The 24148-nt window shown below is 44.1% G+C and carries 21 protein-coding genes; 13 read left to right on the forward strand and 8 right to left on the reverse strand.

Features of this window, described 5'->3' with window-relative positions:
• Positions 1-230: 230 nt before the first annotated feature.
• A complete protein-coding gene (locus N5E84_RS08225) occupies positions 231-1154 on the forward strand; it encodes an SPFH domain-containing protein (RefSeq protein WP_013857314.1) in 924 nt (307 codons plus the stop codon).
• 7 nt (positions 1155-1161) lie between these two features.
• Positions 1162-1629: an NfeD family protein gene (locus N5E84_RS08230; protein ID WP_013857315.1), complete on the forward strand. Its 468-nt coding sequence runs from the start codon at positions 1162-1164 to the stop codon at positions 1627-1629.
• A 121-nt stretch (positions 1630-1750) separates the two neighbouring features.
• On the opposite strand, the gene cueR is transcribed toward N5E84_RS08230, so the two are convergent.
• The 6 genes from cueR to zipA all read right to left on the reverse strand — a co-directional run bounded on the left by cueR (position 1751) and on the right by zipA (position 8664).
• On the reverse strand, positions 1751-2170 hold the full coding sequence (cueR, locus tag N5E84_RS08235; protein WP_019282246.1) for a Cu(I)-responsive transcriptional regulator: 420 nt from the start codon (positions 2168-2170) through the stop codon (positions 1751-1753).
• 17 nt (positions 2171-2187) lie between these two features.
• A complete protein-coding gene (locus N5E84_RS08240; RefSeq protein WP_026027704.1) occupies positions 2188-3219 on the reverse strand; it encodes an IS630-like element ISVa15 family transposase in 1032 nt (343 codons plus the stop codon).
• 116 nt (positions 3220-3335) lie between these two features.
• Positions 3336-4139, reverse strand: a complete 804-nt coding sequence (locus tag N5E84_RS08245) for a hypothetical protein (RefSeq protein WP_029388306.1) — start codon at positions 4137-4139, stop codon at positions 3336-3338.
• A gap of 75 nt (positions 4140-4214) precedes the next feature.
• On the reverse strand, positions 4215-5258 hold the full coding sequence (gene chiP / locus N5E84_RS08250; RefSeq protein WP_019282602.1) for a chitoporin: 1044 nt from the start codon (positions 5256-5258) through the stop codon (positions 4215-4217).
• Between the two features lie 505 nt (positions 5259-5763).
• A complete protein-coding gene (gene ligA / locus N5E84_RS08255) occupies positions 5764-7779 on the reverse strand; it encodes an NAD-dependent DNA ligase LigA (RefSeq protein ID WP_019282601.1) in 2016 nt (671 codons plus the stop codon).
• 60 nt (positions 7780-7839) lie between these two features.
• A complete protein-coding gene (gene zipA, locus N5E84_RS08260) occupies positions 7840-8664 on the reverse strand; it encodes a cell division protein ZipA (RefSeq protein ID WP_019282600.1) in 825 nt (274 codons plus the stop codon).
• 230 nt (positions 8665-8894) lie between these two features.
• On the opposite strand from zipA, the gene cysZ reads away from it, so the two are divergent.
• From cysZ to crr, 5 genes are all read left to right on the forward strand, one after another.
• Positions 8895-9647 (forward strand): sulfate transporter CysZ, encoded by a 753-nt coding sequence (gene cysZ / locus N5E84_RS08265; RefSeq protein ID WP_069211918.1) that lies wholly within the window; start codon positions 8895-8897, stop codon positions 9645-9647.
• 157 nt (positions 9648-9804) lie between these two features.
• Positions 9805-10773 (forward strand): cysteine synthase A, encoded by a 969-nt coding sequence (cysK, locus tag N5E84_RS08270; RefSeq protein ID WP_013857323.1) that lies wholly within the window; start codon positions 9805-9807, stop codon positions 10771-10773.
• A 298-nt stretch (positions 10774-11071) separates the two neighbouring features.
• Complete coding sequence (locus tag N5E84_RS08275; RefSeq protein ID WP_026027491.1) at positions 11072-11329, forward strand: HPr family phosphocarrier protein; 258 nt, start codon at positions 11072-11074, stop codon at positions 11327-11329.
• A gap of 138 nt (positions 11330-11467) precedes the next feature.
• On the forward strand, positions 11468-13192 hold the full coding sequence (ptsI, locus tag N5E84_RS08280; RefSeq protein WP_013857325.1) for a phosphoenolpyruvate-protein phosphotransferase PtsI: 1725 nt from the start codon (positions 11468-11470) through the stop codon (positions 13190-13192).
• A 106-nt stretch (positions 13193-13298) separates the two neighbouring features.
• Positions 13299-13808 (forward strand): PTS glucose transporter subunit IIA, encoded by a 510-nt coding sequence (gene crr / locus N5E84_RS08285; protein WP_010317358.1) that lies wholly within the window; start codon positions 13299-13301, stop codon positions 13806-13808.
• A 79-nt stretch (positions 13809-13887) separates the two neighbouring features.
• Here the strand turns inward: crr and N5E84_RS08290 are convergent, their stop codons facing one another.
• On the reverse strand, positions 13888-15039 hold the full coding sequence (locus N5E84_RS08290) for a 2-octaprenyl-3-methyl-6-methoxy-1,4-benzoquinol hydroxylase (RefSeq protein WP_017049487.1): 1152 nt from the start codon (positions 15037-15039) through the stop codon (positions 13888-13890).
• A gap of 257 nt (positions 15040-15296) precedes the next feature.
• On the opposite strand from N5E84_RS08290, the gene miaB reads away from it, so the two are divergent.
• From miaB to lnt, 5 genes are all read left to right on the forward strand, one after another.
• Positions 15297-16721, forward strand: a complete 1425-nt coding sequence (gene miaB / locus N5E84_RS08295) for a tRNA (N6-isopentenyl adenosine(37)-C2)-methylthiotransferase MiaB (protein WP_013857327.1) — start codon at positions 15297-15299, stop codon at positions 16719-16721.
• A gap of 70 nt (positions 16722-16791) precedes the next feature.
• Complete coding sequence (locus N5E84_RS08300) at positions 16792-17892, forward strand: PhoH family protein (RefSeq protein WP_017043446.1); 1101 nt, start codon at positions 16792-16794, stop codon at positions 17890-17892.
• The gene (gene ybeY, locus N5E84_RS08305) at positions 17892-18356 is read left to right on the forward strand and encodes an rRNA maturation RNase YbeY (protein WP_013857329.1); all 465 of its coding nucleotides are present in this window, start codon (positions 17892-17894) and stop codon (positions 18354-18356) included. Before N5E84_RS08300 ends, ybeY begins: the two co-directional genes overlap by 1 nt.
• Before the next feature lie 85 nt (positions 18357-18441).
• The gene (gene corC, locus N5E84_RS08310; RefSeq protein WP_010317353.1) at positions 18442-19317 is read left to right on the forward strand and encodes a CNNM family magnesium/cobalt transport protein CorC; all 876 of its coding nucleotides are present in this window, start codon (positions 18442-18444) and stop codon (positions 19315-19317) included.
• A gap of 33 nt (positions 19318-19350) precedes the next feature.
• A complete protein-coding gene (gene lnt / locus N5E84_RS08315) occupies positions 19351-20871 on the forward strand; it encodes an apolipoprotein N-acyltransferase (protein WP_069211919.1) in 1521 nt (506 codons plus the stop codon).
• Positions 20872-20922: 51 nt separating this feature from the next.
• Here the strand turns inward: lnt and N5E84_RS08320 are convergent, their stop codons facing one another.
• A complete protein-coding gene (locus N5E84_RS08320) occupies positions 20923-21393 on the reverse strand; it encodes a zinc ribbon-containing protein (protein WP_029388304.1) in 471 nt (156 codons plus the stop codon).
• A 122-nt stretch (positions 21394-21515) separates the two neighbouring features.
• Here N5E84_RS08320 and leuS point away from each other — a divergent pair, with 122 nt between their 5' ends.
• Positions 21516-24089: a leucine--tRNA ligase gene (gene leuS / locus N5E84_RS08325; protein ID WP_026028474.1), complete on the forward strand. Its 2574-nt coding sequence runs from the start codon at positions 21516-21518 to the stop codon at positions 24087-24089.
• The last annotated feature ends 59 nt before the right edge of the window (positions 24090-24148 follow it).

Below are 24148 nucleotides of genomic sequence, written 5' to 3' on the forward strand. Positions count from 1 at the left end.
TTCCATATCGATAACTGATAGAGAATGATCAATAGCAAAGCTCAAACGTTGATGAGAATCGCTCCTATATCCAAATGACTTGGAGATACCGGCAGTCGGCAAGTGAGTTCATCCCCATGAGCACAATAAGCTCTATGATTGGGGTGAACGAACTTAGCTAACACAGCGGCCGTTTCAATAGAGAAAGGAACATCAACATTAGGATTATTTAATACTTAAAAGGAACCGTTATGGCTATTGATTCACTCGTCGCCGTTGGCATATTTGTATTCGTCGTTATTTCATTTATCTTTTCTGCAGTGAAAACCGTTTCACAAGGGAGCAATTGGACAGTAGAGCGTTTTGGACGTTACACACACACCCTACGCCCCGGTTTAAATATCATTATTCCATTCATTGATCGCGTCGGACAAAAAATCAATATGATGGAACAGGTGCTTGATATCCCAGCACAAGAAGTGATATCCAAAGATAACGCCAATGTTGTTATCGACGCAGTTTGCTTCGTGCAAGTGATTGATGCTGCGAAAGCCGCCTATGAAGTTAGCGAACTACAACACGCCATTCGCAACTTAACTCTAACCAATATGCGTACCGTACTGGGCTCGATGGAACTGGATGAAATGCTCAGCCAGCGTGACATGATCAACACTAAATTGTTATCGATAGTCGATCAGGCGACTAACCCTTGGGGTGTAAAAGTCACTCGTATCGAAATTAAAGATGTACAACCACCAGCGGATTTAACCGCAGCGATGAATGCGCAAATGAAAGCGGAGAGAAATAAACGTGCTGAAGTGTTAGAAGCCGAAGGCGTACGTCAAGCACAAATTTTACGCGCCGAAGGCCAAAAGCAGTCTGAAATACTTAAAGCTGAAGGTGAAAAGCAGGCGGCTATTCTTCAAGCAGAAGCACGTGAACGCGCTGCTGAAGCAGAAGCTAAAGCGACAGAGATGGTTTCAAATGCGATTGCGCAAGGCGACATGCAAGCGGTTAACTACTTTATCGCTCAAGGATATACCGAAGCACTTAAAGCCATTGGTCAAGCAGAGAACAGCAAAATCATAATGCTGCCATTAGAAGCAACTGGGTTGATGGGTTCGGTTGCTGGCATTGCTGAAATGTTCAACCTGAAATCCTCACAAGATAAGTAGGCCTAACGTGATAGAGCTAATACAACAAATGAATTATTGGCACTGGCTCGCATTAGGCTTAGTGCTTGTTGCATTGGAACTGCTTGGAACTGCTGGGTATTTTCTTTGGTTAGGTATTTCCGCACTCATCGTTGGCCTTATCTTTGCGATGCTCCCCATCAGTTGGCAACTGCAGTGGATGGCTTTTGCAAGTTTATCACTCGTCACGACTTGGTTATGGTGGCGTAAACAATTTAAATCAGACCACGATGGTGACGAGACTCGTGATCTGAACCAGAAACAGAAACAGCTAATCGGACAAACAGCTCGTCTTAAAGAGAGCGTTCAAGAAGGGGCAACTTTTCGATTGCAGCTCGGCGATACGACGTGGACAGCAAAATGCCAGCAAAACCTAGAAGCCGATGTTGTGGTTAAAGTCGTAGATGTCGAAGGAATTGTGTTGATTGTTGAGCCTAAAGAGAGCCAGCCTCATTGAGTAAACATCAGTAAGAAAGTACATAAAAACCAAAAGTGATGAATTGCTTTTGGTTTTTTCACTTATGGGCAGCCAAATTGTAGTGAGTGCCTCGACAGCTCATTAGCTAATGAGCTCATTTTCACACTGACTTGTTCAAGTCGTTATGGCAACACTGCCCCTTCAAATTATCTATGATTGGGCATTCACTACCACCGTCGCCTGGACATTCGGTAATCCATTCTTCTAGTTGCAACTTAATCAATGAAAGCTCTGCCAGCTTCTGTGATACTTGTTTCAACTTCTCTTGCGCTTTCTCTTTGACTGCAAAACTGGTCCGGTACGGATCGTTGGCAAGGGCGAGTAAGGATTTACATTCCTCTAAACTAAAACCAACGCGCTTGCATCGCGCAATAAGTAAAAGATCATCAATATGCGCTTGTTGATAATGACGGTAACCATTCTCTGAACGAAGGGGCGGCGATATCAGCCCCTTCTCTTCATAAAGACGAATGGATTTAGCGGTAAGTGCTGTTAACTGAGAAACTTGGCTAATATTCATAGTAAGTGTATACCGAATCAACTTGAAGATGCAGGCTTGAGAACCTGAAAATGATCATTAATTCGAGATGTCAAAGAGCCTGCGATCTCTGGAAGAGTCACAGAAAAAAATTGGTCTATTGCCGCCTTGAAGTCCCGTTTTCTTTTGAAGTAAACGTTGTTCCTCGACTTCTCATTCATTACTTTCCATAGCCGCTCTATTGGGTTGAGGTTTGGACTGTAAGGTGGAAGATAATGCAGTTTAATATTCAGGACAAACGCCGCATCTTTGACTAAGTCACTGCGGTGATATCCCGCACCATCTAATATGATATGAAGCTTATGGGCTAACGAATAACTCTCTCTTAACTTACAGAAAAAACGAACAATCGATTCACTGTTAATGCTCTCATAGTCGTGAACAATGGTTGCACCAATATCCGACAGGTTCAGTGCGCCAATAATGTTCAATCGGCTACGATTACCCGTTGTTTCAATCACTTTATCCTGACCAGTACGTATCCAGCCATGCGATATCTTTGTTGATAGTGTTGGGTGAACTGCATCGATAAAGACTATCGATTCATCCTCGCCACAGCTTGCCTTTAGCGCTTCATACGCCTCTATGAATGCTTGCTGTTTTGCTTCATCAAACTTGTGTGGTATGCCTTTCGGTTGCTTGTAGCTAAAACCATTATGGTGAAGCCATTTGTTCATACCAGAAACAGTATAATCAAGCCCAAACGTCTCTTTAACATAGGCGACAATTTGATGAGTATGAGAATAGGTTTTCTCAGTCAAATGCTCGATTAGGTGCATGGTTTGAATAGCAGAAAGCTTGCTTTGGCTTCCTCCATTCTCAGGCTTAAGTTTTTCAGAAAGTACGTAGTCACTGAGGTGACGTGCAACGGTCGATTCATGAATACGAAGAGCTTGTGAAATCATAGTCTGACTCCAGCCTTCAGAAGCCAGCAAAACAGCCTTAATACGGTCGCAAACTCGACTATCACGCTCAATGTCGTGCATCTGTTCGAGTTGCAGTTTCTGTTGAGGAGTCAGTGTGATTTTCATGGTTTGTAGCATGATCCTGATTCTATTGAAAATCAAGCATCTTCAATGATCACGGGTATAATACTTAAAAGACATGGTTTAACCATGCCTTTTATAACGATAAATCGCAAGCTTGACTATTGATTTAGTAACCAGCTCAGAATCTGAGACTTCTCAGCTTTATTCGCTTTCTCATACCAGTACCCTAGCATATCTAATGGCTTATTTTCTGCCGTCAGAGGTTGGCTAATGTTATCTCGATTACTAAATGCCCAGTTTTCAAATATTTTCCGATCGTTAACATCAGCTTCAGTAAACCAATATTGAACCATTTCAATAGGTTTAGTCGCTTGCTCTTGCACTGAGTGAGTGATACTGGAAGGTATCGTTGAACTGCCTAAGGTGAAATTCGCCTCGTCAATCACGGCTAAGAAGTAGGCTTTAGGCACCGAAAATTCTACTTGGCTTTTGCCTGTTGATGAAGTCAGCGTAAACACAACCGAATCCGAGCTCAGCTGATGAATATATTCTTGAGATAATGGAAACTTAAACCATTGCGTCGTCGTACAATGCTCGGTACAAGTCTCAGCCAATGGACGATATGTTTCTACTTGAAACTTCTGTGATGAGTAAGTAACTGTGTCAAATTGGTCATAATTTTTAAAATAAGTAACATTCATATCAACATATGAATATTCAATATTTACCCCTTCAGATTTAGGGAAATTACCGACATAGCTTAGCTCAGATTTTACAATATCAGGTCCTAAAATTGCCTTAGCTCCTGGTGTAATGTCTTTTGCTACAACTTGAACATAGTTGTGCCTTTCTTTGACATTCTTCGCCACATCATTGAACACACTAGAACTGTCTAAATTACTGCATCCAACGGCCATTGTGATGGTTGAAAATAATATGGTCGTTTTAAATAAATTCATCATTTATGTCCTTGTTTATGGAGTAAAAACACCGGCACAAGGCCGGCGTTTTATTAAAGAAAGGCGAGGTTTGTCAAATTAGAAGCCGTATTCCAAGCCTACACGTACAAATCCTTTCTTATCATCAGAGTTGTATGCATCGTGCTGACCAACACGAATGTATGGCACGAAACCATTTTTCACGTACATCAGCTGTGCAGACAATACTTCATCATCATCATTTTGCTCTACACCGTTCACTTCAGAATCAAGGTTAGCTGCATAGCCTACTTTGAAGCCCCATGGACCATTCCAGTATTGGCCGATCAGAGAGTATTGACCTTGCTCACCTTCTTTACCAGCATTGCTATAGTGTTTAGAAACACCTTCCGTATACTTATAAGCCCCTGCTAAGCCAAAGCCTGCTGGCAGTGGAAGTTCAAAACCTACGATATACGCTGTTGCGTCAGCAGCAGCTTTAATATCATCTTTTTTGCCTTCTGTTAAAGTTAATTGGTATTTTGAGTTATTTTCGTAACCGACATGGAAAGTTACGATATCAGCTGCATTATAGTGAACAGCTGCACCAAAGTGATTTGAACCTTTAGTGCCTACATCACCACGACCAGCAGAAATGTTAAATGTTAGACCACCGAAGGCTGGTGAGTCGTAGCGAGCAATATCACCTTTACGATCATAATGGCCTGCAACATCGCCACCCCAATCGAATACACGACCTAAACCTGGGTTAGAGTATGGCCAGTCAACGATTTCATATAGAGGGGTTAGCATACGACCAAAACGAATTTTACCCCAATCTCCTTGCAAACCAAGAAAAGTATCACGGGCACCTAAAGTGTTACCTTTACCATCTTCGCCAACATAACCTGATTCAATTTGCATAAATACGTTCACATTATCAAACATATCTTTGCTAGCACGGAAACCTATGCGTGATTCATTTTCATAATCGTAGCCATTACTATCTTCTTGATAAAAAGCAGAAATAGCAGCAACACCGTACGCTTGCACGTTAAAATCAGACAGCACACCAATTGCACCTGTTTCAGACGCTGCGAATGCACCAGTTGACGCTATAGCAACTGCAGCGCCTAAAAGAGTACGTTTAAACATTTTGTCCATGGAAAAACTCCTAAAAAATAGATATAGCTGTTTTTTACTTCCCCCTTAAGTTGGCCGCCGAAGGGAGAAATCATTTCCTATGTTGAAAACCTAAATTAGTCATTAATTTTCTGATTTTCTCTTTTCCTGCATACACATCGTGTATCCATGTTCACTAGACTAACTTCGCAACAGAAAACATCAATGAGAACTTAATTTTTATCTAAAAAAATATGAGCTACGGCAAACTTTGACCAAGTAAGTGATCAAGATCTAATAAGTCATAAAACAAAATATAAAAACAAAAAACTCATTAATTTTCAAAACGATAAAAAAACAATTACACTAATAGCTTGAAGTGCATCGCAATAATAAATTGAAAGAGAGTAAAGTTCTTCTTGATTAGCATCGAAGAAAATGAGGGCTTTTTTTCTAATTACTGGACATTTTAATGTGGCGGTTTGAGATAAAAATAAAGCCTCAAAATTAATTTTGAGGCTTTATGAAGGAAGGGATGCTTAAAAAATTAGCTTTTCATTAACTCAAGCAAATCTTGTTCGCTGCGAATTTCGATCCCTAGTTCTTGCGCTTTTACTAATTTTGAACCGGCCGCTTCTCCGGCAAATAGTATATCGGTGTTTTTAGAGACGCTTCCCGTTACTTTTGCGCCAAGCTCTTGTAGCGCCGCTTTCGCATCACTTCTAGAGAGTTTCGACAAGCTCCCCGTCAAAACCACCACTTTACCAAGTAAAGGGAGAATCGCATCTTGGCTCGGCTTTTCGATATTAGGCCACTGGATACCGAGTTCGATCAATTCATTAATCACCCGTTTGTTTTTATCTTGCTCAAAAAAAGATGTGACATGACTCGCAACGATAACTCCAACATCTTGAACTTCAAGTAGTTCTTCATGGGTCGCTTGGCGAATTTTGTCTAATGACCCGAAATGGAGCGCAAGATTCGCCGCCGTCGCTTCCCCGACTTCACGTATGCCCAATGAATACAAAAAACGGGGTAATGTGGTCATTTTGGCGGCATTCAGTGCATTAACGATATTTTGTGCTGATTTTGGTCCCATACGCTCTAACACCGTTAGCTGCCCTGCTTTTAGACGGAAGAGGTCCGCGGGCGTGCTCACCATCTCTTTATCAACAAGCTGCTCAATCACTTTTTCGCCTAAACCATCCACGTCTAACGCTTTGCGAGAGACAAAGTGCTTTAATGCTTCTTTGCGCTGAGCTTGACACACTAACCCCCCTGTACAACGGGCGACAGCTTCACCTTCAACACGCTCAATGTCAGAGTTGCACACCGGGCAGTACTGCGGGAAAACAATATCGACCACTGTATCAGAGCGTCTGTCTAACAACACAGAAACAATCTGTGGGATAACGTCGCCTGCTCGACGAATAATAACGCTATCACCAATTTTCACGCCTAGGCGCTCAATTTCATCAGCGTTGTGTAATGTGGCATTGCTGACGGTGACTCCCCCCACAAATACAGGTTCTAACTTCGCAACAGGTGTAATAGCCCCGGTACGGCCCACTTGAAATTCAACATCGTTCAGGAGCGTTATTTCTTCTTGGGCGGGAAATTTATAAGCAATCGCCCAGCGAGGCGCCCGCGCGACAAAACCGAGCTTTTGTTGCAGTTCAATATCATCAACTTTAATCACCACGCCATCAATCTCATACGCGAGTTGAGCGCGACGAGTTAAGATACTTTGGTAGTACTCTTTCACTTCATCCATTGAAGAGACTAGACGTGTTTCAGGGCACATCGGCAGCCCCCACCCTTTTAACTGCAAAAAGCGCTGATAATGACTGCTTGCTAACTCAGCGCCTTCAATCACACCAACACTGTAAGCATAAAAATTCAACGGCCTTTGAGCTGTGATTTTTGAGTCGAGCTGTCTCAAGCTCCCTGCGGCCGCATTTCTTGGGTTAACAAAGGTTTTTTCACCTTTTTTGAGTGCTTGTTGGTTCAATCGCTCAAAACCGGCTTTAGGCATGAACACTTCACCACGAACTTCTAAACGAACGGGCCACCCTTTTCCCTGTAACTTCAGTGGAATAGCACTGATCGTTCGCACGTTTTCCGTAATATTTTCACCGACCGCGCCATCCCCACGCGTGGCGGCTTGTACTAACACACCATTATCGTAAAGCAAACTCACGGCTAAACCATCAAGCTTAGGTTCGCAGCAAAAAGCGTTAAAGTGGGCACTCGGTATCCGGTCTTGCATCCGCTTGTGAAAGGCATCAAGCTCTTTCTCATCAAACACATTATCTAAAGAGAGCATTGGAATTTCATGAGTCACCTGGGCAAAACCCTCTAAAGGCTTACCTCCAACACGCAAGCTGGGTGAATCCGCTGTGACTAACTCCGGATACTGCGATTCCAACTCAAGCAGCTCACGCATCAAACGATCATACTCAGCGTCAGGAATTTCAGGGTTATCTTCTACATAATAACGTACAGCATGATAATGCAGCGTCTCACGAAGTTGGCTTAATTTGTGTTCTATTGTTTGTATCATAATTCTCTCGGATCATGAAAAAAGGCTCCGACTAGGAGCCCTTAATGGTCGATGTTTATTCTACGCGTTGCGTGCGCTTTTAAACTCTTGGATTTGGCGTCGGTAGGCAGCCAATCGATCTGGCGTCATTAAATTACGCGCATCATCCAATACATTACCACCTAAATCATCGGCGATTTGCTGAGCGGTTTTAAGCATTAATTTGAAATTTTGATCAGGCTCGCCGTAGCAAGGCAGTGTCATGAAGAATGAGATACCGCGAGTAGTAAACTCCGCAGGATCATGATGTGCCAATGTACCGGGTTGCATCATGTTAGCAACACTAAACAGCACTTTCCCAGTACCTGACAGATCGGCATGCCGGTGGAAAATATCCATCTCACCATAAAGAAGGCCGTTTTGCTGCATACTGTCAAAAAGCTTAGTGCCGACAAAGGGATCATTTCCCGCACAATGCACATTCAGCACAATAACTTCCATTTCGGCTTCTTGAACGTCGGATTTTTGATTATCGTCAGCAACGACATCATCTTGTTCACTGAGACTTGAGGATTCGGTTTTCATCGATATTGAGGGCACATCATCGAGTTCATCAAGCACATTTTCAGGTTCAAAACTTGGTGAATAACCGTCAATGAGAGGGTCAACCGCTTCACTAAAATCTGGCTCTTTACGTACTTTGCGAATAATTTCGAAATCATCTTCCGGAGCAAATGAACGCTGGGTCGCAGATTGTGTATCATCGTGATCAACATCAATTTTACCAAGAGGCTTATCCTCAAACTTGGACTTCCCTTCTTTCTTACTGGTCCAAAGACCATGAAATAGCAACGCGGCTATCGCTAGCGCGCCAACAATTATGAGTACGAATCGCAATTCCTGCATGTTTCACTCTCAGTTTCTCGATGCATGGTTATTCTCAGCTTTACCAGCTTGAATTGAACGTGTCACCAACGTGGGTTATATCGGTCTATCGGGGTACTTTACCAAAAGTTTGTACCGATTTAGAACAACTTAATGTGAGAAGTTCAATACATGATGTGATTTTCACCACGCTTTTCTTCTTCGGCAGGTTGAGTAGAATAGCTTTTTAGTATTGATTAACAGATATTCACATGGATAACGGTATGACACTTAAGCAACGTTCAGGTTTTGGATACTTCTTTTTTGGTCTAGAGCTAGCACTGACCCCCGGCATTCGGCGCTTTGTGATTCTGCCATTACTCACCAACATCATTCTCGTCGGCAGCGCTCTTTTTTACTTATTCAATCATCTCAATACGTGGATAGAACAGTTTATTGGTCAAATCCCTGATTTTTTATCTTGGCTAAGTTACGTTTTATGGCCATTGCTCGCGATCACTATCTTAGCCACGTTCTCCTATTTCTTCAGTACGCTGGCTAACTTCGTCGCTGCACCATTTAATGGGCTACTCGCAGAAAAAGTGGAAGAAAGATTAATTGGCGCTCCAATCAACAGCGATGGCATCTGGTCTATGGTCAAAGATATCCCACGTATCCTCGCAAGAGAGTGGCGAAAATTAATCTATACCTTACCCAAAGCAATCGGTTTGTTCTTATTGCTCCTAATTCCTGCCTTAGGACAAACCTTAGGCCCTTTGCTGTGGTTCGTTTTCACTGCATGGATGTTAGCCATCCAATACTGTGACTACCCATTTGACAACCACAAAGTGAGCTTTAACCAGATGAGACACAATTTGAAACAAAAACAGACCAAGGCGTATAGCTTTGGTGTTTTAGTGTCGATTTTTACCACCATACCCATTGTTAACTTAATCGTCATGCCGGTTGCTGTATGCGGTGCAACAGCCATGTGGGTTGGTGAATTTAAAAACAAACTGCAGTGATGGTGCGAGGGAGATTCAACCTGCATATCCCTCTATAAGTTATAACTTTTTAATCCTTTTACGTTTTAAGGTTAACACCTATTCTGCATCTGTATCCACTCACGTGTCTTATCAGACCGCCAGGCACATATAACGTGTGTAATAAAGGAATATCGCAATGAGCAAAATTTACGAAGACAACTCTCTGACTATTGGTAACACTCCTCTTGTTCGCTTAAACAAAGTCAGCAAAGGTAAGGTACTGGCGAAAATTGAAGCGCGCAACCCAAGCTTTAGCGTGAAGTGCCGTATCGGTGCCAACATGATTTGGGAAGCAGAAAAAGCTGGCACACTGAAACCTGGCGTTGAACTTGTAGAGCCAACCAGCGGTAACACCGGTGTTGCTCTTGCGTTTGTTGCAGCAGCTCGTGGCTATAAGTTGACACTTACTATGCCTGAATCAATGAGTTTAGAGCGCCGTAAACTGCTTAAAGCTTTAGGAGCCAACCTTGAACTCACCGAAGCGGCGAAAGGCATGAAAGGCGCAATTGCTAAAGCAGAAGAAATTGTTGCCAGCAACCCTGAAAAATACTTGTTGCTGCAGCAATTCAATAACCCAGCCAACCCACAAATCCACGAAAAAACAACAGGGCCGGAAATATGGGATGCAACTGATGGTGAGATTGACGTGTTCGTTGCAGGTGTCGGAACCGGTGGTACTTTAACGGGCACAAGTCGCTACATTAAGGGCCAAAAAGGCAAGGCTATCATCTCAGTTGCGGTTGAACCTGCGGAGTCGCCAGTCATTGCTCAAGCACTTGCTGGAGATGAAATCAAACCTGCGCCACACAAAATCCAAGGTATAGGAGCGGGATTTATTCCTGGCAACCTCGATTTATCCCTCATTGACCGTGTTGAAGCCGTCACTTCAGAAGAAGCGATTGAAATGGCAAGACGCCTCATGGAAGAGGAAGGGATTTTGGCTGGAATTTCATCAGGCGCAGCGATTGTAGCAGCGAATAGATTAGCAGAACTACCTGAATTTGAAGGAAAAACAATTGTAGCGGTACTACCAAGCTCAGGTGAGCGTTATCTGAGCACCGCACTATTTTCTGGCCTATTTACCGAGAAAGAGAACCAACAGTAATAGGTGGTTAAATCAAATTTTCGTTTAAAAAAGCCCCATACAGGGGCTTTTTTGTTGATCCTTGCCTCACCTTTGGTAATATCACCTCGTTTTATTTTAAGCTTCGAAATAAAGAAGTCAGAAACGTATTAACTATAATGACGAATGACAACATAGATTGAAATCGTGATTATGACATTTAAATCAGTATCAGCTATGACACTAAAACAGCGTTACTCTGCTAGCAGAACCGTTGATTAGCAGTTAAGCTGTTCTGGTGAAGAAACTAACAAAAAATAAATCAATTGGGGTATATAACATGTACGAGAAGCAAGTAGAAATCACTGCAGAAAACGGCCTTCACACTCGTCCTGCTGCGCAGTTCGTTAAAGAAGCAAAAGTATTCGATGCAGACATCACAGTGACTTCTAACGGCAAAAGCGCAAGTGCTAAGAGCCTATTCAAACTTCAAACTCTTGGCCTAGTAAAAGGTACCGTTGTGACTATTTCTGCTGAAGGCCCTCAAGCTAAGCAAGCGGTAGATCACCTAGTTGCTCTCATGGACCAACTACATTAATCCGGTCCACTATTTCAAAGCCATTTTGTGAAAACAAAATGGCTTTGTTGGAAATAGTCTACATTTTGAGCTACTAATTACCGTTAGCGCAATAGTCCACATTCTCCCGTTTACAGTTGACCAATTTAAGGTAACGCTATGATTTCAGGCATCCTAGCATCTCCAGGCATTGCTTTTGGTAAAGCACTGCTACTTCAAGAAGATGAAATTGTCCTAAATACTCACTCTATTTCAGATGACCAAGTAGAAGCAGAAGTTCAGTGTTTTTATGACGCTCGTAACAAATCTTCTGCTCAGCTAGAAGTGATCAAACAAAAAGCACTTGAAACATTCGGTGAAGAAAAAGAAGCCATCTTTGAAGGCCACATCATGTTGCTTGAAGATGAAGAGCTAGAAGAGGAAATTTTAGCACTCATCAAAAATGACAAAATGCATGCAGACAACGCGATCTATACCGTGATCGAAGAGCAGGCTGCTGCCCTAGAATCTCTTGATGATGAATATCTAAAAGAACGCGCGACAGACATCCGCGATATCGGTACGCGCTTTGTTAAAAATGCACTCGGCATTAATATCGTTTCACTGAGTGATATTAACGAGCGGGTGATTCTTGTTGCTTACGATTTAACACCTTCTGAAACTGCACAAATCAATCTTGATTACGTGCTGGGTTTTGCTTGTGATATCGGTGGTCGTACATCTCATACTTCAATCATGGCACGTTCACTTGAGCTTCCAGCGATTGTTGGTACTAACGACATCACTAAGAAAGTAAAGAATGGCGACATGCTTATTCTTGACGCCATGAACAACAAAATCATCATTAATCCTTCAGAAGCACAGCTTGAAGAAGCGAAAAAAATTCGTGATGATTTTGCTGCGGAAAAAGAAGAGCTCGCAAAACTAAAAGACCTACCTGCTATCACACTCGATGGCCACCAAGTTGAAGTATGCGGTAACATCGGCACAGTAAAAGACTGCGATGGTATTTTACGCAACGGTGGTGAAGGCGTTGGCTTATATCGTACTGAGTTTTTATTCATGGACCGCAGCGCGCTACCAACTGAAGATGAGCAATACCAAGCTTATAAAGAAGTTGCAGAAGCGATGAGTGGTGAAGCGGTGATTATCCGTACCATGGATATCGGTGGTGATAAAGATCTTCCGTACATGGATCTACCAAAAGAGATGAACCCATTTTTGGGCTGGCGCGCGATTCGCATCAGCTTAGACCGTCGTGACATCTTACGAGATCAGCTTCGTGGCATTCTGCGTGCATCTGCGCATGGTAAACTGCGTATCATGTTCCCGATGATCATCTCTGTAGAAGAAATTCGTGAGCTTAAAAACGCCATTGAAGAATACAAAGAAGAACTTCGCACTGAAGGCTTAGCGTTCGATGAAAATATCGAAATCGGCGTTATGGTTGAAACACCTGCGGCAGCGGCAATTGCGCACCACTTGGCAAAAGAAGTGTCATTTTTCTCTATCGGTACCAATGATTTAACCCAATACACTCTTGCGGTTGACCGTGGTAACGAAATGATTTCACACCTGTATAACCCACTTTCTCCAGCGGTTTTAACCGTGATTAAGCAAGTGATTGATGCCTCACACGCTGAAGGTAAATGGACGGGTATGTGTGGCGAGTTAGCGGGTGATGAACGTGCAACGCTACTTCTACTTGGTATGGGACTCGATGAATTCTCTATGAGTGGTATCTCTATCCCTAAAGTGAAGAAAGTGATCCGCAACTCAAACTTCGCCGAAGTTAAAGCGATGGCAGAAGAAGCACTCTCTTTCCCAACCGCAGCTGAAATCGAAGCTTGTGTGGAAAAATTCATCGCAGAGAAAACGCAATAATTCGCTAATACCAATGAGATAGACGACTAAAAATAGGTCGTCTATTGTTGGCGATTGGTATACTATAATTCGACAGAATAAAATTAAACGTTAGGAGCATGACACAATGGGTCTGTTTGATAAACTTAAGAAGCTAGTATCTGACGACAGCTCAGATGCAGGTGCGATTGAAATTATTGCCCCTCTTTCTGGTGAAATCGTCAATATCGAAGATGTGCCAGATGTTGTTTTCGCTGAGAAAATTGTTGGTGATGGTATTGCGATTAAACCATCAGGCAACAAAATGGTAGCTCCAGTTAACGGCACTATCGGTAAGATTTTCGAAACTAACCATGCGTTTTCAATCGAGTCTGATGACGGTGTTGAGTTATTCGTTCACTTTGGTATCGACACAGTTGAGCTAAAAGGTGAAGGTTTTACTCGTATCGCTCAAGAAGGCCAAGCGGTTAAAGCAGGCGATACTGTTATCGAATTCGACCTAGCGCTTCTTGAAGAGAAAGCAAAATCAACACTAACACCTGTTGTTATCTCTAACATGGACGAAATCAAAGAGCTGAACAAGCTTTCTGGCACCGTCGTTGTTGGTGAAACACCGGTTCTACGTGTAACTAAGTAATTCGTTAAAATTTTTATTACGTAAAAAACGCTGCTGATCTGCAGCGTTTTTTGTTTCTACAAAAACAGCTCAAATCGCACTACAAACCTAACGCGTATTTCAACAGTTTTTCCTTCACTGGGCCTGAATGTTCGGCCAACTTCAATACCGCGTTGCGCACCAACTTTGCTGGCAAAACCTCGTTGCTGAACGTTTTATAAAACAGATCCATTCCTGATTGCATCACTAAGTTATCCGGCCTTCTGCATGTTTCATAATTCCGTAATTGCGCTTGTGTTAAAGCTTCTTGATTTTGTGTCACAGCTAATAACGCTTTTACATCTTTAAACCCTAAATTCACCCCTTGCCCAGCCAGAGGGTTAATCGTGTGTGCTGAATCGCCAACCAAAACACATTGCCGTTTCGCATATGTCTGAGCATGACGACGAGTGAGGGGAAATGCCCCACACTGCAACACGTTAATATCGCCTAGTTCCTCAGGAAAAGAGGCCAACACTTGCTCCCTTAACTGCTGCTTGTTCATCGCACACAATTGGCGAATTCGTTTTGGTGAGTCATACCATACCAAAGAAGCTTGATTACCCGGCAAAGGAAGAAACGAGCGCGGGCCGGATGGAAAAAATTGCTGCCAAGTAATATCTTGCTGAGGTTGATGAGTTTCGACATTGATCAACATGCAATGGTGTCGATAATCCCACGCGGTAATACCAATTCCCGCCAGCTGCCGCACAAGAGAATTTGCACCATCCGCACCAATCACCCAAGTTGCAGTAAGAGTTGCGCCTGACTCTAAAAGCACGCTATTTTGTTGACCAAACACAATGTGCTTGAGCTTATCAGGACAAAAAACCTGCAAATTCGGATAGTGCACAAATTGCCCCCACAATCCGATCTGAATAAGACGATTTTCGACCATATAACCCAGCTGAGGGAGGCCCAGTGCATCACTATGAAAACGAGTACGGCACTCTGGGTGCTCCCAGGTTTCTAGGCGGCGATAAGGGCAAACACGCATTTGCATAATTTCATCCCATGCGCCTAAGTCAGTAAGTAACTGAACCGAAGTTTGCGAAATGGCAGAAACGCGCAGATCCATTGCTTGGTCTATTGTAAATGCTTCAGGCTCTATACCTTCGACCATAGCAACCGTGCGACCTTGCTTAGCAAAGCCTATAGCCACTGCCGCCCCAACCATGCCACCGCCAATCACCACCACGTCAAAATTGTTCATTGTTTACACTTAATCATCTGAGTTTTGAGTCGATTTTCATTGTACGTTTTCAGCTCTTTTTTGCGAATTTTTTTACACAAAAACCCTGCACTTTCTATGGTGAAAATCTAGAGATGAAGGAACATGCGAGAGATTTTATTGGATGACTAGTCAGTGACTTTTTAAAGCAGTACAATACGCGGCTTACCGCCGAGATGGCGGCTACAATTTGAGCATTAGTTCAACCAATTTAGACCAATAAGACGAGCGAAAGTGAGATGAGTAAGAAACTGCTAATTAAAACCTGGGGCTGCCAGATGAACGAATACGATTCATCAAAAATGGCCGACCTGCTTAACGCTGCAAACGGCTACGAGCTAACGGAAGAGCCAGAGGAAGCAGATGTATTATTACTTAACACCTGTTCGATCCGAGAAAAAGCACAAGAGAAAGTCTTTCACCAACTGGGTCGTTGGAAAACATTGAAAGATAAAAAACCAGGCGTCGTGATTGGCGTTGGCGGCTGTGTTGCAACCCAAGAAGGTGATCACATCCGTGAACGCGCTCCCTTTGTTGATGTTATTTTTGGCCCGCAAACCCTACACCGCTTGCCAGAAATGATAAAACAATCGCAAACCAACGATGCGCCAGTCATGGACATTTCGTTCCCAGAGATTGAAAAATTCGACCGTTTACCAGAACCAAAAGCAGACGGTGCAACCGCATTCGTCTCTATTATGGAAGGGTGTTCAAAATACTGCACTTACTGCGTAGTACCTTACACTCGCGGTGAAGAAGTCAGTCGCCCGATGGATGATGTGTTGTATGAAATCGCGCAACTCGCGGCGCAAGGTGTACGCGAAGTCAATCTTTTAGGACAAAACGTTAACGCATACCGTGGCCCTATGCACGATGGTGAAATCTGTTCATTTGCCAATCTGCTACGCTTAGTCGCCTCTATTGATGGTATTGATCGCATTCGATTCACCACCAGCCACCCACTCGAATTTACCGACGATATCATTGCCGTTTATGAAGACACACCTGAGCTAGTAAGTTTCCTGCATCTTCCGGTACAAAGTGGTTCAGACCGAATCCTAACCATGATGAAGCGTCCACACACCGCGATTGAGTACAAATCCATTATTCGCAAACTGCGTAAGGCGCGCCCAGAGATCCAAATTAGTTCTGACTTTATTGTCGGTTTCCCCGGTGAAACAGATAAAGACTTTCAAGATACAATGAAGCTGATTAAAGACGTTGATTTTGATATGAGCTTCAGCTTTATCTTCTCCCCTCGCCCGGGTACGCCAGCCGCTGATTACCCATGTGATTTATCAGAAGACGCCAAAAAAGAGCGTTTATATGAACTGCAGCAAACAATCAACGCACAAGCGATGCGTTACTCACGTTTGATGTTAGGTACAGAACAACGCGTATTAGTCGAAGGCCCATCTAAGAAAAATCTAATGGAGCTTCGCGCCCGTACCGAAAATAACCGTGTCGTTAACTTTGAAGGCTCCGCCGATCTGATTGGCCAATTTGTCGATGTGAAAATTGTCGATGTGTTTGCCAACTCACTGCGTGGTGAACTGGTTCGCACTGAACAAGAGATGGATCTTCGCACCGTGATTTCACCAACGCAAATGATGGCGAAAACACGTCGAGAAAATGAGCTAGGGGTAGCCACTTTTACACCTTAGGTTTAAGCATAATGTCATACAGTGCTCGATCATAATCGGGCACTGTACCATGGCAAACTGAGAGGCAACATTGAGCAATAAAATTGTTACGCTAGAGATAGATCTAGAACCTTCAGACAACCGCCGTCTTGCTAGCCTGTGCGGTCCATTCGATGACAACATCAAACAATTAGAACGCCGTCTTGGTGTTGAAATTAATCACCGCAGCCAGTTTTTCACCATAGTCGGTAAACCACACACTGCCGCTGCTGCGTTGGATATTATCAAATCTTTGTACGTTAATACCTCACCCATACGTGGTCAAATTCCCGATATCGAACCAGAGCAAATTCATCTAGCCATCAAAGATTCAGGGATCCTTGAGCAGCCGTCTGAATCAAGTATTCAACATGGCAAAGAAGTCTTCATTAAGACCAAAAAAGGGCTGATCAAACCGCGTACGCCTAACCAAGCTCAGTATCTCGTTAACATGGTGACGCACGACATCAGCTTTGGTATCGGCCCAGCAGGGACAGGTAAAACCTACTTAGCCGTTGCCGCTGCAGTTGATGCGCTAGAGCGCCAAGAAGTTCGTCGAATTTTGTTAACACGCCCGGCGGTTGAAGCAGGTGAAAAATTGGGCTTTCTACCCGGTGATTTAAGCCAAAAAGTCGACCCGTACCTACGACCGCTTTATGACGCGTTGTTTGAAATGCTTGGCTTTGAGCGAGTAGAAAAGCTCATTGAACGCAATGTGATTGAAGTTGCGCCACTCGCTTACATGCGCGGACGTACACTCAACGATGCTTTTATTATTTTAGATGAAAGTCAAAACACTACCGTTGAACAAATGAAAATGTTCCTGACACGGATTGGGTTTAATTCAAGAGCCGTTATTACGGGTGATGTGACACAAATCGATTTGCCGCGTGGCGCTCGTTCAGGTCTTCGCCATGCCATTGAAGTGCTCAATGAAGTTGACGAAATCAGCTTCAACTTCTTTTTGTCTGATGATGTCGTACGTCATCCAGTGGTTGCTCGTATCGTCAACGCTTACGAAAAATGGGAAGCTCAGGACCAAAAAGAGCGTAAAGCTCAAGAGCAACGTCGTCGTGAAGAGCGAGAAGTAAAGTCTGTGGATGTTTCTACTGAAGTGAATGCAGTAACCGCAACAAAAAACGTTGGTGAATAATGAGTATCGAACTAGATTTACAATTAGCGGTCAAAAATGAGCAAGGGTTACCTACTTTTGATGATATCAGCCATTGGTTAACTCACGCGGTGACCCCATTTCAGGAACAAGCGGAAGTCACTGTGCGAATTGTTGATTCCGAAGAGAGTCAACAGCTCAATCGCGATTATCGAGGAAAAGATAAGCCGACCAACGTGCTATCCTTCCCTTTTGAGATGCCTCCGGGCATAGAGTTGGATCTGCTCGGTGACCTTGTCATTTGCCGTCAAGTGGTGGAACAAGAAGCCGATGAGCAACAAAAACCGTTGATGGCACACTGGGCTCATATGGTTGTACACGGCAGTCTACATCTGCTAGGTTATGATCATATCGATGATGATGAAGCCGAAGAGATGGAATCTCTTGAAACTGAAATTCTGCAAAAAATGGGCTTTGAAGACCCGTATATTGCTGAGAAGGAATAGCTCCAGACAATGAAGCTAGTACCGCTAAAGTCGGTACGATACGTGTGCTATCACACATCTGATAGCGAGGAAAATTAGAGAAACAATGAACGAAGATAACCCCCAGAATTCTGAAGGTCCGAGTAGAAAGTCCTTCTTTGAACGCCTAGGCCAATTATTTCAAGGTGATCCGAGAGATCGCCAAGAGCTTGTAGATGTGATCCGCGACTCTGAAATCAATGACCTTATCGACCATGACACAAGAGATATGCTTGAAGGTGTAATGGAGATTTCTGAGATGCGCGTGCGTGATATTATGATCCCACGCTCACAAATGGTCACTATCGATAAAAACGATGACTTGGATACCTTAATTGCGCTGATCACCGATGCTCAGCACTCACGTTATCCAGTGATCAGTGAAGATAAAGACCATGTTGAAGGCATTCTACTAGCGAAGGACTTACTCAAATATTTAGGTTCAGACAGTGCACCTTTTAACATTTTAGAAGTGATCCGCCCGGCAGTCGTGGTACCAGAAAGTAAACGGGTTGATCGCTTATTGAAGGAGTTCCGAGAGGAGCGTTACCACATGGCGATCGTCGTGGATGAATTCGGTGGCGTGTCTGGCTTAGTGACCATTGAAGATATTTTGGAAGAGATCGTTGGCGACATTGAAGACGAGTTCGATGATGAAGAACAATTGGATATCCGTAAGCTCAGCAAACATACTTTTGCAGTTAAAGCGCTGACCACCATCGAAGAGTTTAACGAAACCTTTGGTACTAAGTTCAGCGATGAAGAAGTGGATACTGTAGGGGGATTGGTGATGACAGCCTTTGGCCACCTGCCAAGCCGTGGCGAAGTTGTAGAGATCGACAAATACAGCTTTAAAGTCACCGCAGCAGATAACCGCCGAGTGGTTCAACTGCAAGTCACTATTCCTGATCTTGAATCACTTCCAGTGATAGCAGAAGAGTGACATAACCCCATTCACATCAGCAGAATGAGATAGATGATTAAAACACTTTTTCATCGCCTAATGCGGCCGCTTGCGGCCGCTTTTGTTGGCGCATTAACCCCACTCGCTTTTGCTCCTTATCAGTTTTGGCCGCTGGCCATACTCACCCCCATGTTGCTATTGTTGCTCATTAATCAGCAACCAGCTAAAAAAGCAGCGTGGATCGGTTACTGCTGGGGCTTAGGTTTTTTTGCTTTTGGCATCAGTTGGGTGCACGTCAGTATTGATACCTTTGGTGGTATGCCCAAAATTGCCAGCCTGTTCCTGATGTCATTACTGGTCGGTTATTTAGCCCTTTATTCTGGGCTTTTCGCTGGCTTACTCAACCGTTTTTTCCGCCGTAACACTATTAGCCATTTTTTATTAGCCGCCCCTGCGCTTTGGCTAATTACCGATTGGCTTCGAGGCTGGGTAATGACCGGCTTTCCTTGGTTATGGCTTGGTTATAGTCAAATTGATAGCCCGCTTGCCAGTTTCGCACCACTGGGAGGCGTTGAGCTGGTCACCTTCTTCACGCTCCTCTGTTCTAGCGCTCTAGCAATGACGTGGCTTAAGCGCTCTTGGATACTCGTGCTCATTCCTCTGACCATATTGGCGACGGGGTTTGGACTACGCAATTTCGATTGGGTCACTCTCGATCCCAGCACACAAACTCGCGTCGCACTGATTCAAGGTAATATTAAGCAAGCGGAAAAATGGCTTCCCAATCAGCGCTGGCCAACCATTATGGCCTACACCGATCTCAGTCGAGAAAACTGGGACGCAGATATTATCGTATGGCCAGAAGCGGCGATTCCCGCATTTGAATTCGAGATCCCTTCCTATTTGAGTAACTTAGATTCTGCGGCAAAAATGAACGACAGTGCAATTGTCACAGGCGTGCTCAACCAAAGCCCAGAGCGATCCTTTTACAACAGCATTCTGGTACTTGGCACCAACCCTTATGGCGACTACCGTTATAACTCTGACGCTCGCTACCATAAGCATCATTTATTGCCATTTGGTGAGTTTGTGCCATTTGAAGATTGGCTCAGGCCCATCGCACCCTTTTTCAACTTGCCGATGTCTTCATTTAGCCGTGGTGACTATATTCAACCGAATCTGATTGCCAAGGGGAGACACCTAGCCGCGGCACTGTGCTATGAAATCATCTTCAATGAACAAGTCAGAGCGAATGTCACTGATGAAACAGATTTTATCTTAACCCTCTCTAACGATGCGTGGTTTGGGCATTCAAATGGCCCATTGCAACATATGGAGATTGCTCGGATGAGAGCTTTAGAGCTGGGTAAACCGCTCATTCGTTCAACCAACAATGGTGTCACCGCCGTGACGGATCACAAAGGTAAAATAACGCAGCAGATCCCACAATTTGAAACAGCCGTATTGAAAGCAACCATCACGTCGACCAAAGGAGAGACGCCGTATCACGCTGTCGGCACTTGGCCGCTCTACGTCTGGGTGTTACTCAGTTTGATCGTCGGATGGACAAGACGTCACTCACCTCATTCTTAACCTCAAAAAGGCGCATTTCAGCGCCTTTTTGAGGTTTTCTATCAGCAACACTTAAGGTTTTAATGGCTGACGAGTAAAAGCCGTTTGCCCACATTGAATACAAGGCATAATTTCAGTTGGATGATTATACTGGGTTTTATGCCCACAATGGTCACACACTAACATTCCAAGGCCTATCATCTCCCCCGCTTGATACAAACCTTGTCGTTCTAAATCTTGAAACAATTCCACCCATTCCACTTTTGTTTTATCGGTGATTTCAAAAAGCCCCTGCCAAATTGAATTGGTAATCATCAATGAAAATGGGCTGCTTCTGCTCTCTTCAAAACTATCCGCGAATTCTTTGAGATCCGCTTTTACATAGGCAGAAATAAGCGCTAATTCATCTTTGGTGAGATTATTGGCAGCATCAACAACCTTACCTGATGTTTGCAAAACTTGGGACATTTCATCAGGACTATGTTTGAGCGTTTCAATCACGTCATCCACAATCTCTTCGTAACTTGTTTTACGTTTTGGCATCACCCACCTCCATCAAACCAGATTGGCTATTGTTGTGTAACCCTGCTTTAGGTATTCTATGTCGATCTATTAGACTCTGTTCTAACCGAACTCACAAATTCCAAGATAACCGGATATCATCGATGCAAGAGCAATATAACCCGCAAGATATTGAACAAAAAGTTCAACAGCACTGGGATGACAACAAGACCTTTGTTGTAAGTGAAGACCCAAATAAAGAAAAATTCTACTGTCTTTCTATGTTCCCATACCCAAGTGGCCGACTGCACATGGGTCACGTGCGTAACTATACTATCGGTGATGTAGTCTCTCGTTTTCAACGTCTGCAAGGCAAGAACGTCATGCAACCCATTGGTTGGGACGCATTTGGCCTACCCGCTGAAAATGCGGCTGTAAAAAACAAAACGGCACCAGCGCCTTGGACCTACGAAAACATTCAGTACATGAAAAACCAGTTAAAACTGCTGGGTTTTGGCTACGATTGGAGCCGTGAATTCGCCACTTGCACGCCAGAATATTACCGCTGGGAACAAGAGTTCTTCACTAAGCTGTATCAAAAAGGCTTAGTCTACAAGAAAACCTCTTCCGTTAACTGGTGTCCAAACGACCAAACCGTTCTCGCTAACGAGCAAGTTGAAGATGGCTGCTGCTGGCGTTGTGATACACCAGTAGAACAAAAAGAGATCCCACAATGGTTTATTAAGATCACCGCGTACGCACAAGAACTGTTGGACGATTTAGAGAACTTAGAAGGTTGGCCTGAAATGGTCAAAACCATGCAGCGTAACTGGATTGGTCGCTCAGAAGGCGTAGAGCTCAAGTTTGGTGTCAACGGTCATTCAGATCTCGACGTCTATACCACTCGCCCTGATACCTTGATGGGTGTCACTTATGTGGGCATTGCGGCTGGTCATCCATTAGCGACCATTGCAGCGCAAAATAACCCTGCTTTAGCTTCTTTTATTGACGAATGTAAGAACACCAAAGTTGCAGAAGCTGAACTGGCGACCATGGAAAAGAAAGGCATGGATACGGGCCTAACGGCCATTCATCCTTTAAATGGTCGTGAAGTGCCTATTTATATCGCCAACTTTGTGCTGATGGATTACGGTACAGGCGCGGTGATGGCCGTACCTGCTCATGACCAACGTGATTTTGAGTTCGCCACCAAATATGGCCTAGACATCATTCCAGTCATCAAACCAGAAGATGGCTCTGAAGTCGATGTGTCTAGCGCTGCGTACACTGAAAAAGGAGTCCTGTTTGGTTCTGGCGAATTTGATGGTTTAGCCTTCCAAGCAGCATTTGATGCTATTGCAGCCAAGCTGGAGGCTGAAGGTAAAGGCAAGAAAACCGTTAATTTCCGTCTACGTGACTGGGGGGTTTCTCGCCAACGTTACTGGGGCGCGCCGATTCCTATGGTGACCACTGAAGATGGCCAAGTTCACCCAGTGCCAATTGATCAACTGCCCGTCATTCTACCAGAAGATGTTGTGATGGATGGTGTAACTAGCCCAATCAAAGCCGACAAAGAGTGGGCCAAAACCACCTTTAATGGCGAGCCTGCACTACGTGAAACCGATACCTTCGATACGTTTATGGAGTCGTCTTGGTATTACGCTCGTTACTGTTCACCACAAGCGGACGATATTTTAGACCCAGCGAAGGCAAACTACTGGTTACCAGTAGACCAATACATCGGTGGTATTGAGCATGCTTGTATGCACCTGCTCTACTCACGCTTCTTCCATAAGCTATTGCGTGATGCAGGCTATGTCACTTCAGATGAACCTTTCAAGCAACTACTTTGCCAAGGCATGGTATTGGCTGATGCGTTCTACCACACGAACGAGAAAGGCACCAAAGAGTGGGTAGCGCCAACTGACGTAAAAGTGGAACGCGACGGTAAAGGCCGCATCACTCAAGCCGTAGACAACCAAGGCCGCAACGTTGAGCACTCAGGCATGATCAAAATGTCTAAGTCGAAAAACAACGGTATCGACCCGCAAGAGATGGTTGATAAGTATGGCGCCGATACGGTTCGTCTATTCATGATGTTTGCCTCTCCGGCTGACATGACGCTTGAATGGCAAGAGTCTGGTGTAGAAGGTGCTAACCGCTTCCTAAAACGCGTCTGGAAACTGGTTGCAGAACATAGCGCTAAAGGTGTGGCTGAAGCGGTAGATAGCGCCTCTCTTACTGGTGAACAAAAAGCGCTGCGTCGTGATGTGCATAAAACCATCGCCAAAGTGACTGACGATATTGCACGCCGCCAGACGTTCAATACCGCCATTGCTGCGATTATGGAGTTGATGAATAAACTCACTAAAGCGTCACAAGAATCCGTGCAAGATCGGGCCATTCTCGACGAGGCTTTAAAAGCGGTTGTCAGCATGCTTTACCCAATCACTCCTCATATCAGCTTTGAACTGTGGAATGCACTGGGTGAGAGTGATGTAGATAATACCGTGTGGCCGACCTACGACGAATCCGCCCTAGTGGAAGATGAAAAACTGATCGTCCTACAAGTTAACGGAAAACTTCGTGGTAAGCTGACCGTAGCCGCTGATGCAAGTAAAGATCAGGTTGAAGCACTCGGTTTAGCGGACGAGAACGTCATGAAATTTACGGATGGCTTAACCGTGCGTAAAGTTATCTATGTACCAGGTAAGTTACTGAACATCGTTGCGAACTAATATCGCAGCCTAATGTCGTAATAACTGGTTTATCAACAGGGTAGCTCGCTGCCCTGTTG

Origin of the sequence: Vibrio sp. J502, from assembly GCF_025397955.1 — a bacterium.
Taxonomy (GTDB): Bacteria; Pseudomonadota; Gammaproteobacteria; order Enterobacterales; family Vibrionaceae; genus Vibrio; species Vibrio anguillarum.

Coding starts and splice junctions, on each gene's coding strand:
- N5E84_RS08245 (WP_029388306.1), bottom strand. CDS start 4,139: ATGATGAATTTATTTAAAACGACCATATTATTTTCAACCATCACAATG.
- ptsI (WP_013857325.1), top strand. CDS start 11,468: ATGATTTCAGGCATCCTAGCATCTCCAGGCATTGCTTTTGGTAAAGCA.
- lnt (WP_069211919.1), top strand. CDS start 19,351: ATGATTAAAACACTTTTTCATCGCCTAATGCGGCCGCTTGCGGCCGCT.
- N5E84_RS08320 (WP_029388304.1), bottom strand. CDS start 21,393: ATGCCAAAACGTAAAACAAGTTACGAAGAGATTGTGGATGACGTGATT.
- cysZ (WP_069211918.1), top strand. CDS start 8,895: ATGGATAACGGTATGACACTTAAGCAACGTTCAGGTTTTGGATACTTC.
- corC (WP_010317353.1), top strand. CDS start 18,442: ATGAACGAAGATAACCCCCAGAATTCTGAAGGTCCGAGTAGAAAGTCC.
- crr (WP_010317358.1), top strand. CDS start 13,299: ATGGGTCTGTTTGATAAACTTAAGAAGCTAGTATCTGACGACAGCTCA.
- cysK (WP_013857323.1), top strand. CDS start 9,805: ATGAGCAAAATTTACGAAGACAACTCTCTGACTATTGGTAACACTCCT.
- N5E84_RS08225 (WP_013857314.1), top strand. CDS start 231: ATGGCTATTGATTCACTCGTCGCCGTTGGCATATTTGTATTCGTCGTT.
- zipA (WP_019282600.1), bottom strand. CDS start 8,664: ATGCAGGAATTGCGATTCGTACTCATAATTGTTGGCGCGCTAGCGATA.
- leuS (WP_026028474.1), top strand. CDS start 21,516: ATGCAAGAGCAATATAACCCGCAAGATATTGAACAAAAAGTTCAACAG.
- N5E84_RS08290 (WP_017049487.1), bottom strand. CDS start 15,039: ATGAACAATTTTGACGTGGTGGTGATTGGCGGTGGCATGGTTGGGGCG.
- chiP (WP_019282602.1), bottom strand. CDS start 5,258: ATGGACAAAATGTTTAAACGTACTCTTTTAGGCGCTGCAGTTGCTATA.
- ligA (WP_019282601.1), bottom strand. CDS start 7,779: ATGATACAAACAATAGAACACAAATTAAGCCAACTTCGTGAGACGCTG.
- N5E84_RS08240 (WP_026027704.1), bottom strand. CDS start 3,219: ATGAAAATCACACTGACTCCTCAACAGAAACTGCAACTCGAACAGATG.
- cueR (WP_019282246.1), bottom strand. CDS start 2,170: ATGAATATTAGCCAAGTTTCTCAGTTAACAGCACTTACCGCTAAATCC.
- ybeY (WP_013857329.1), top strand. CDS start 17,892: ATGAGTATCGAACTAGATTTACAATTAGCGGTCAAAAATGAGCAAGGG.
- N5E84_RS08275 (WP_026027491.1), top strand. CDS start 11,072: ATGTACGAGAAGCAAGTAGAAATCACTGCAGAAAACGGCCTTCACACT.
- miaB (WP_013857327.1), top strand. CDS start 15,297: ATGAGTAAGAAACTGCTAATTAAAACCTGGGGCTGCCAGATGAACGAA.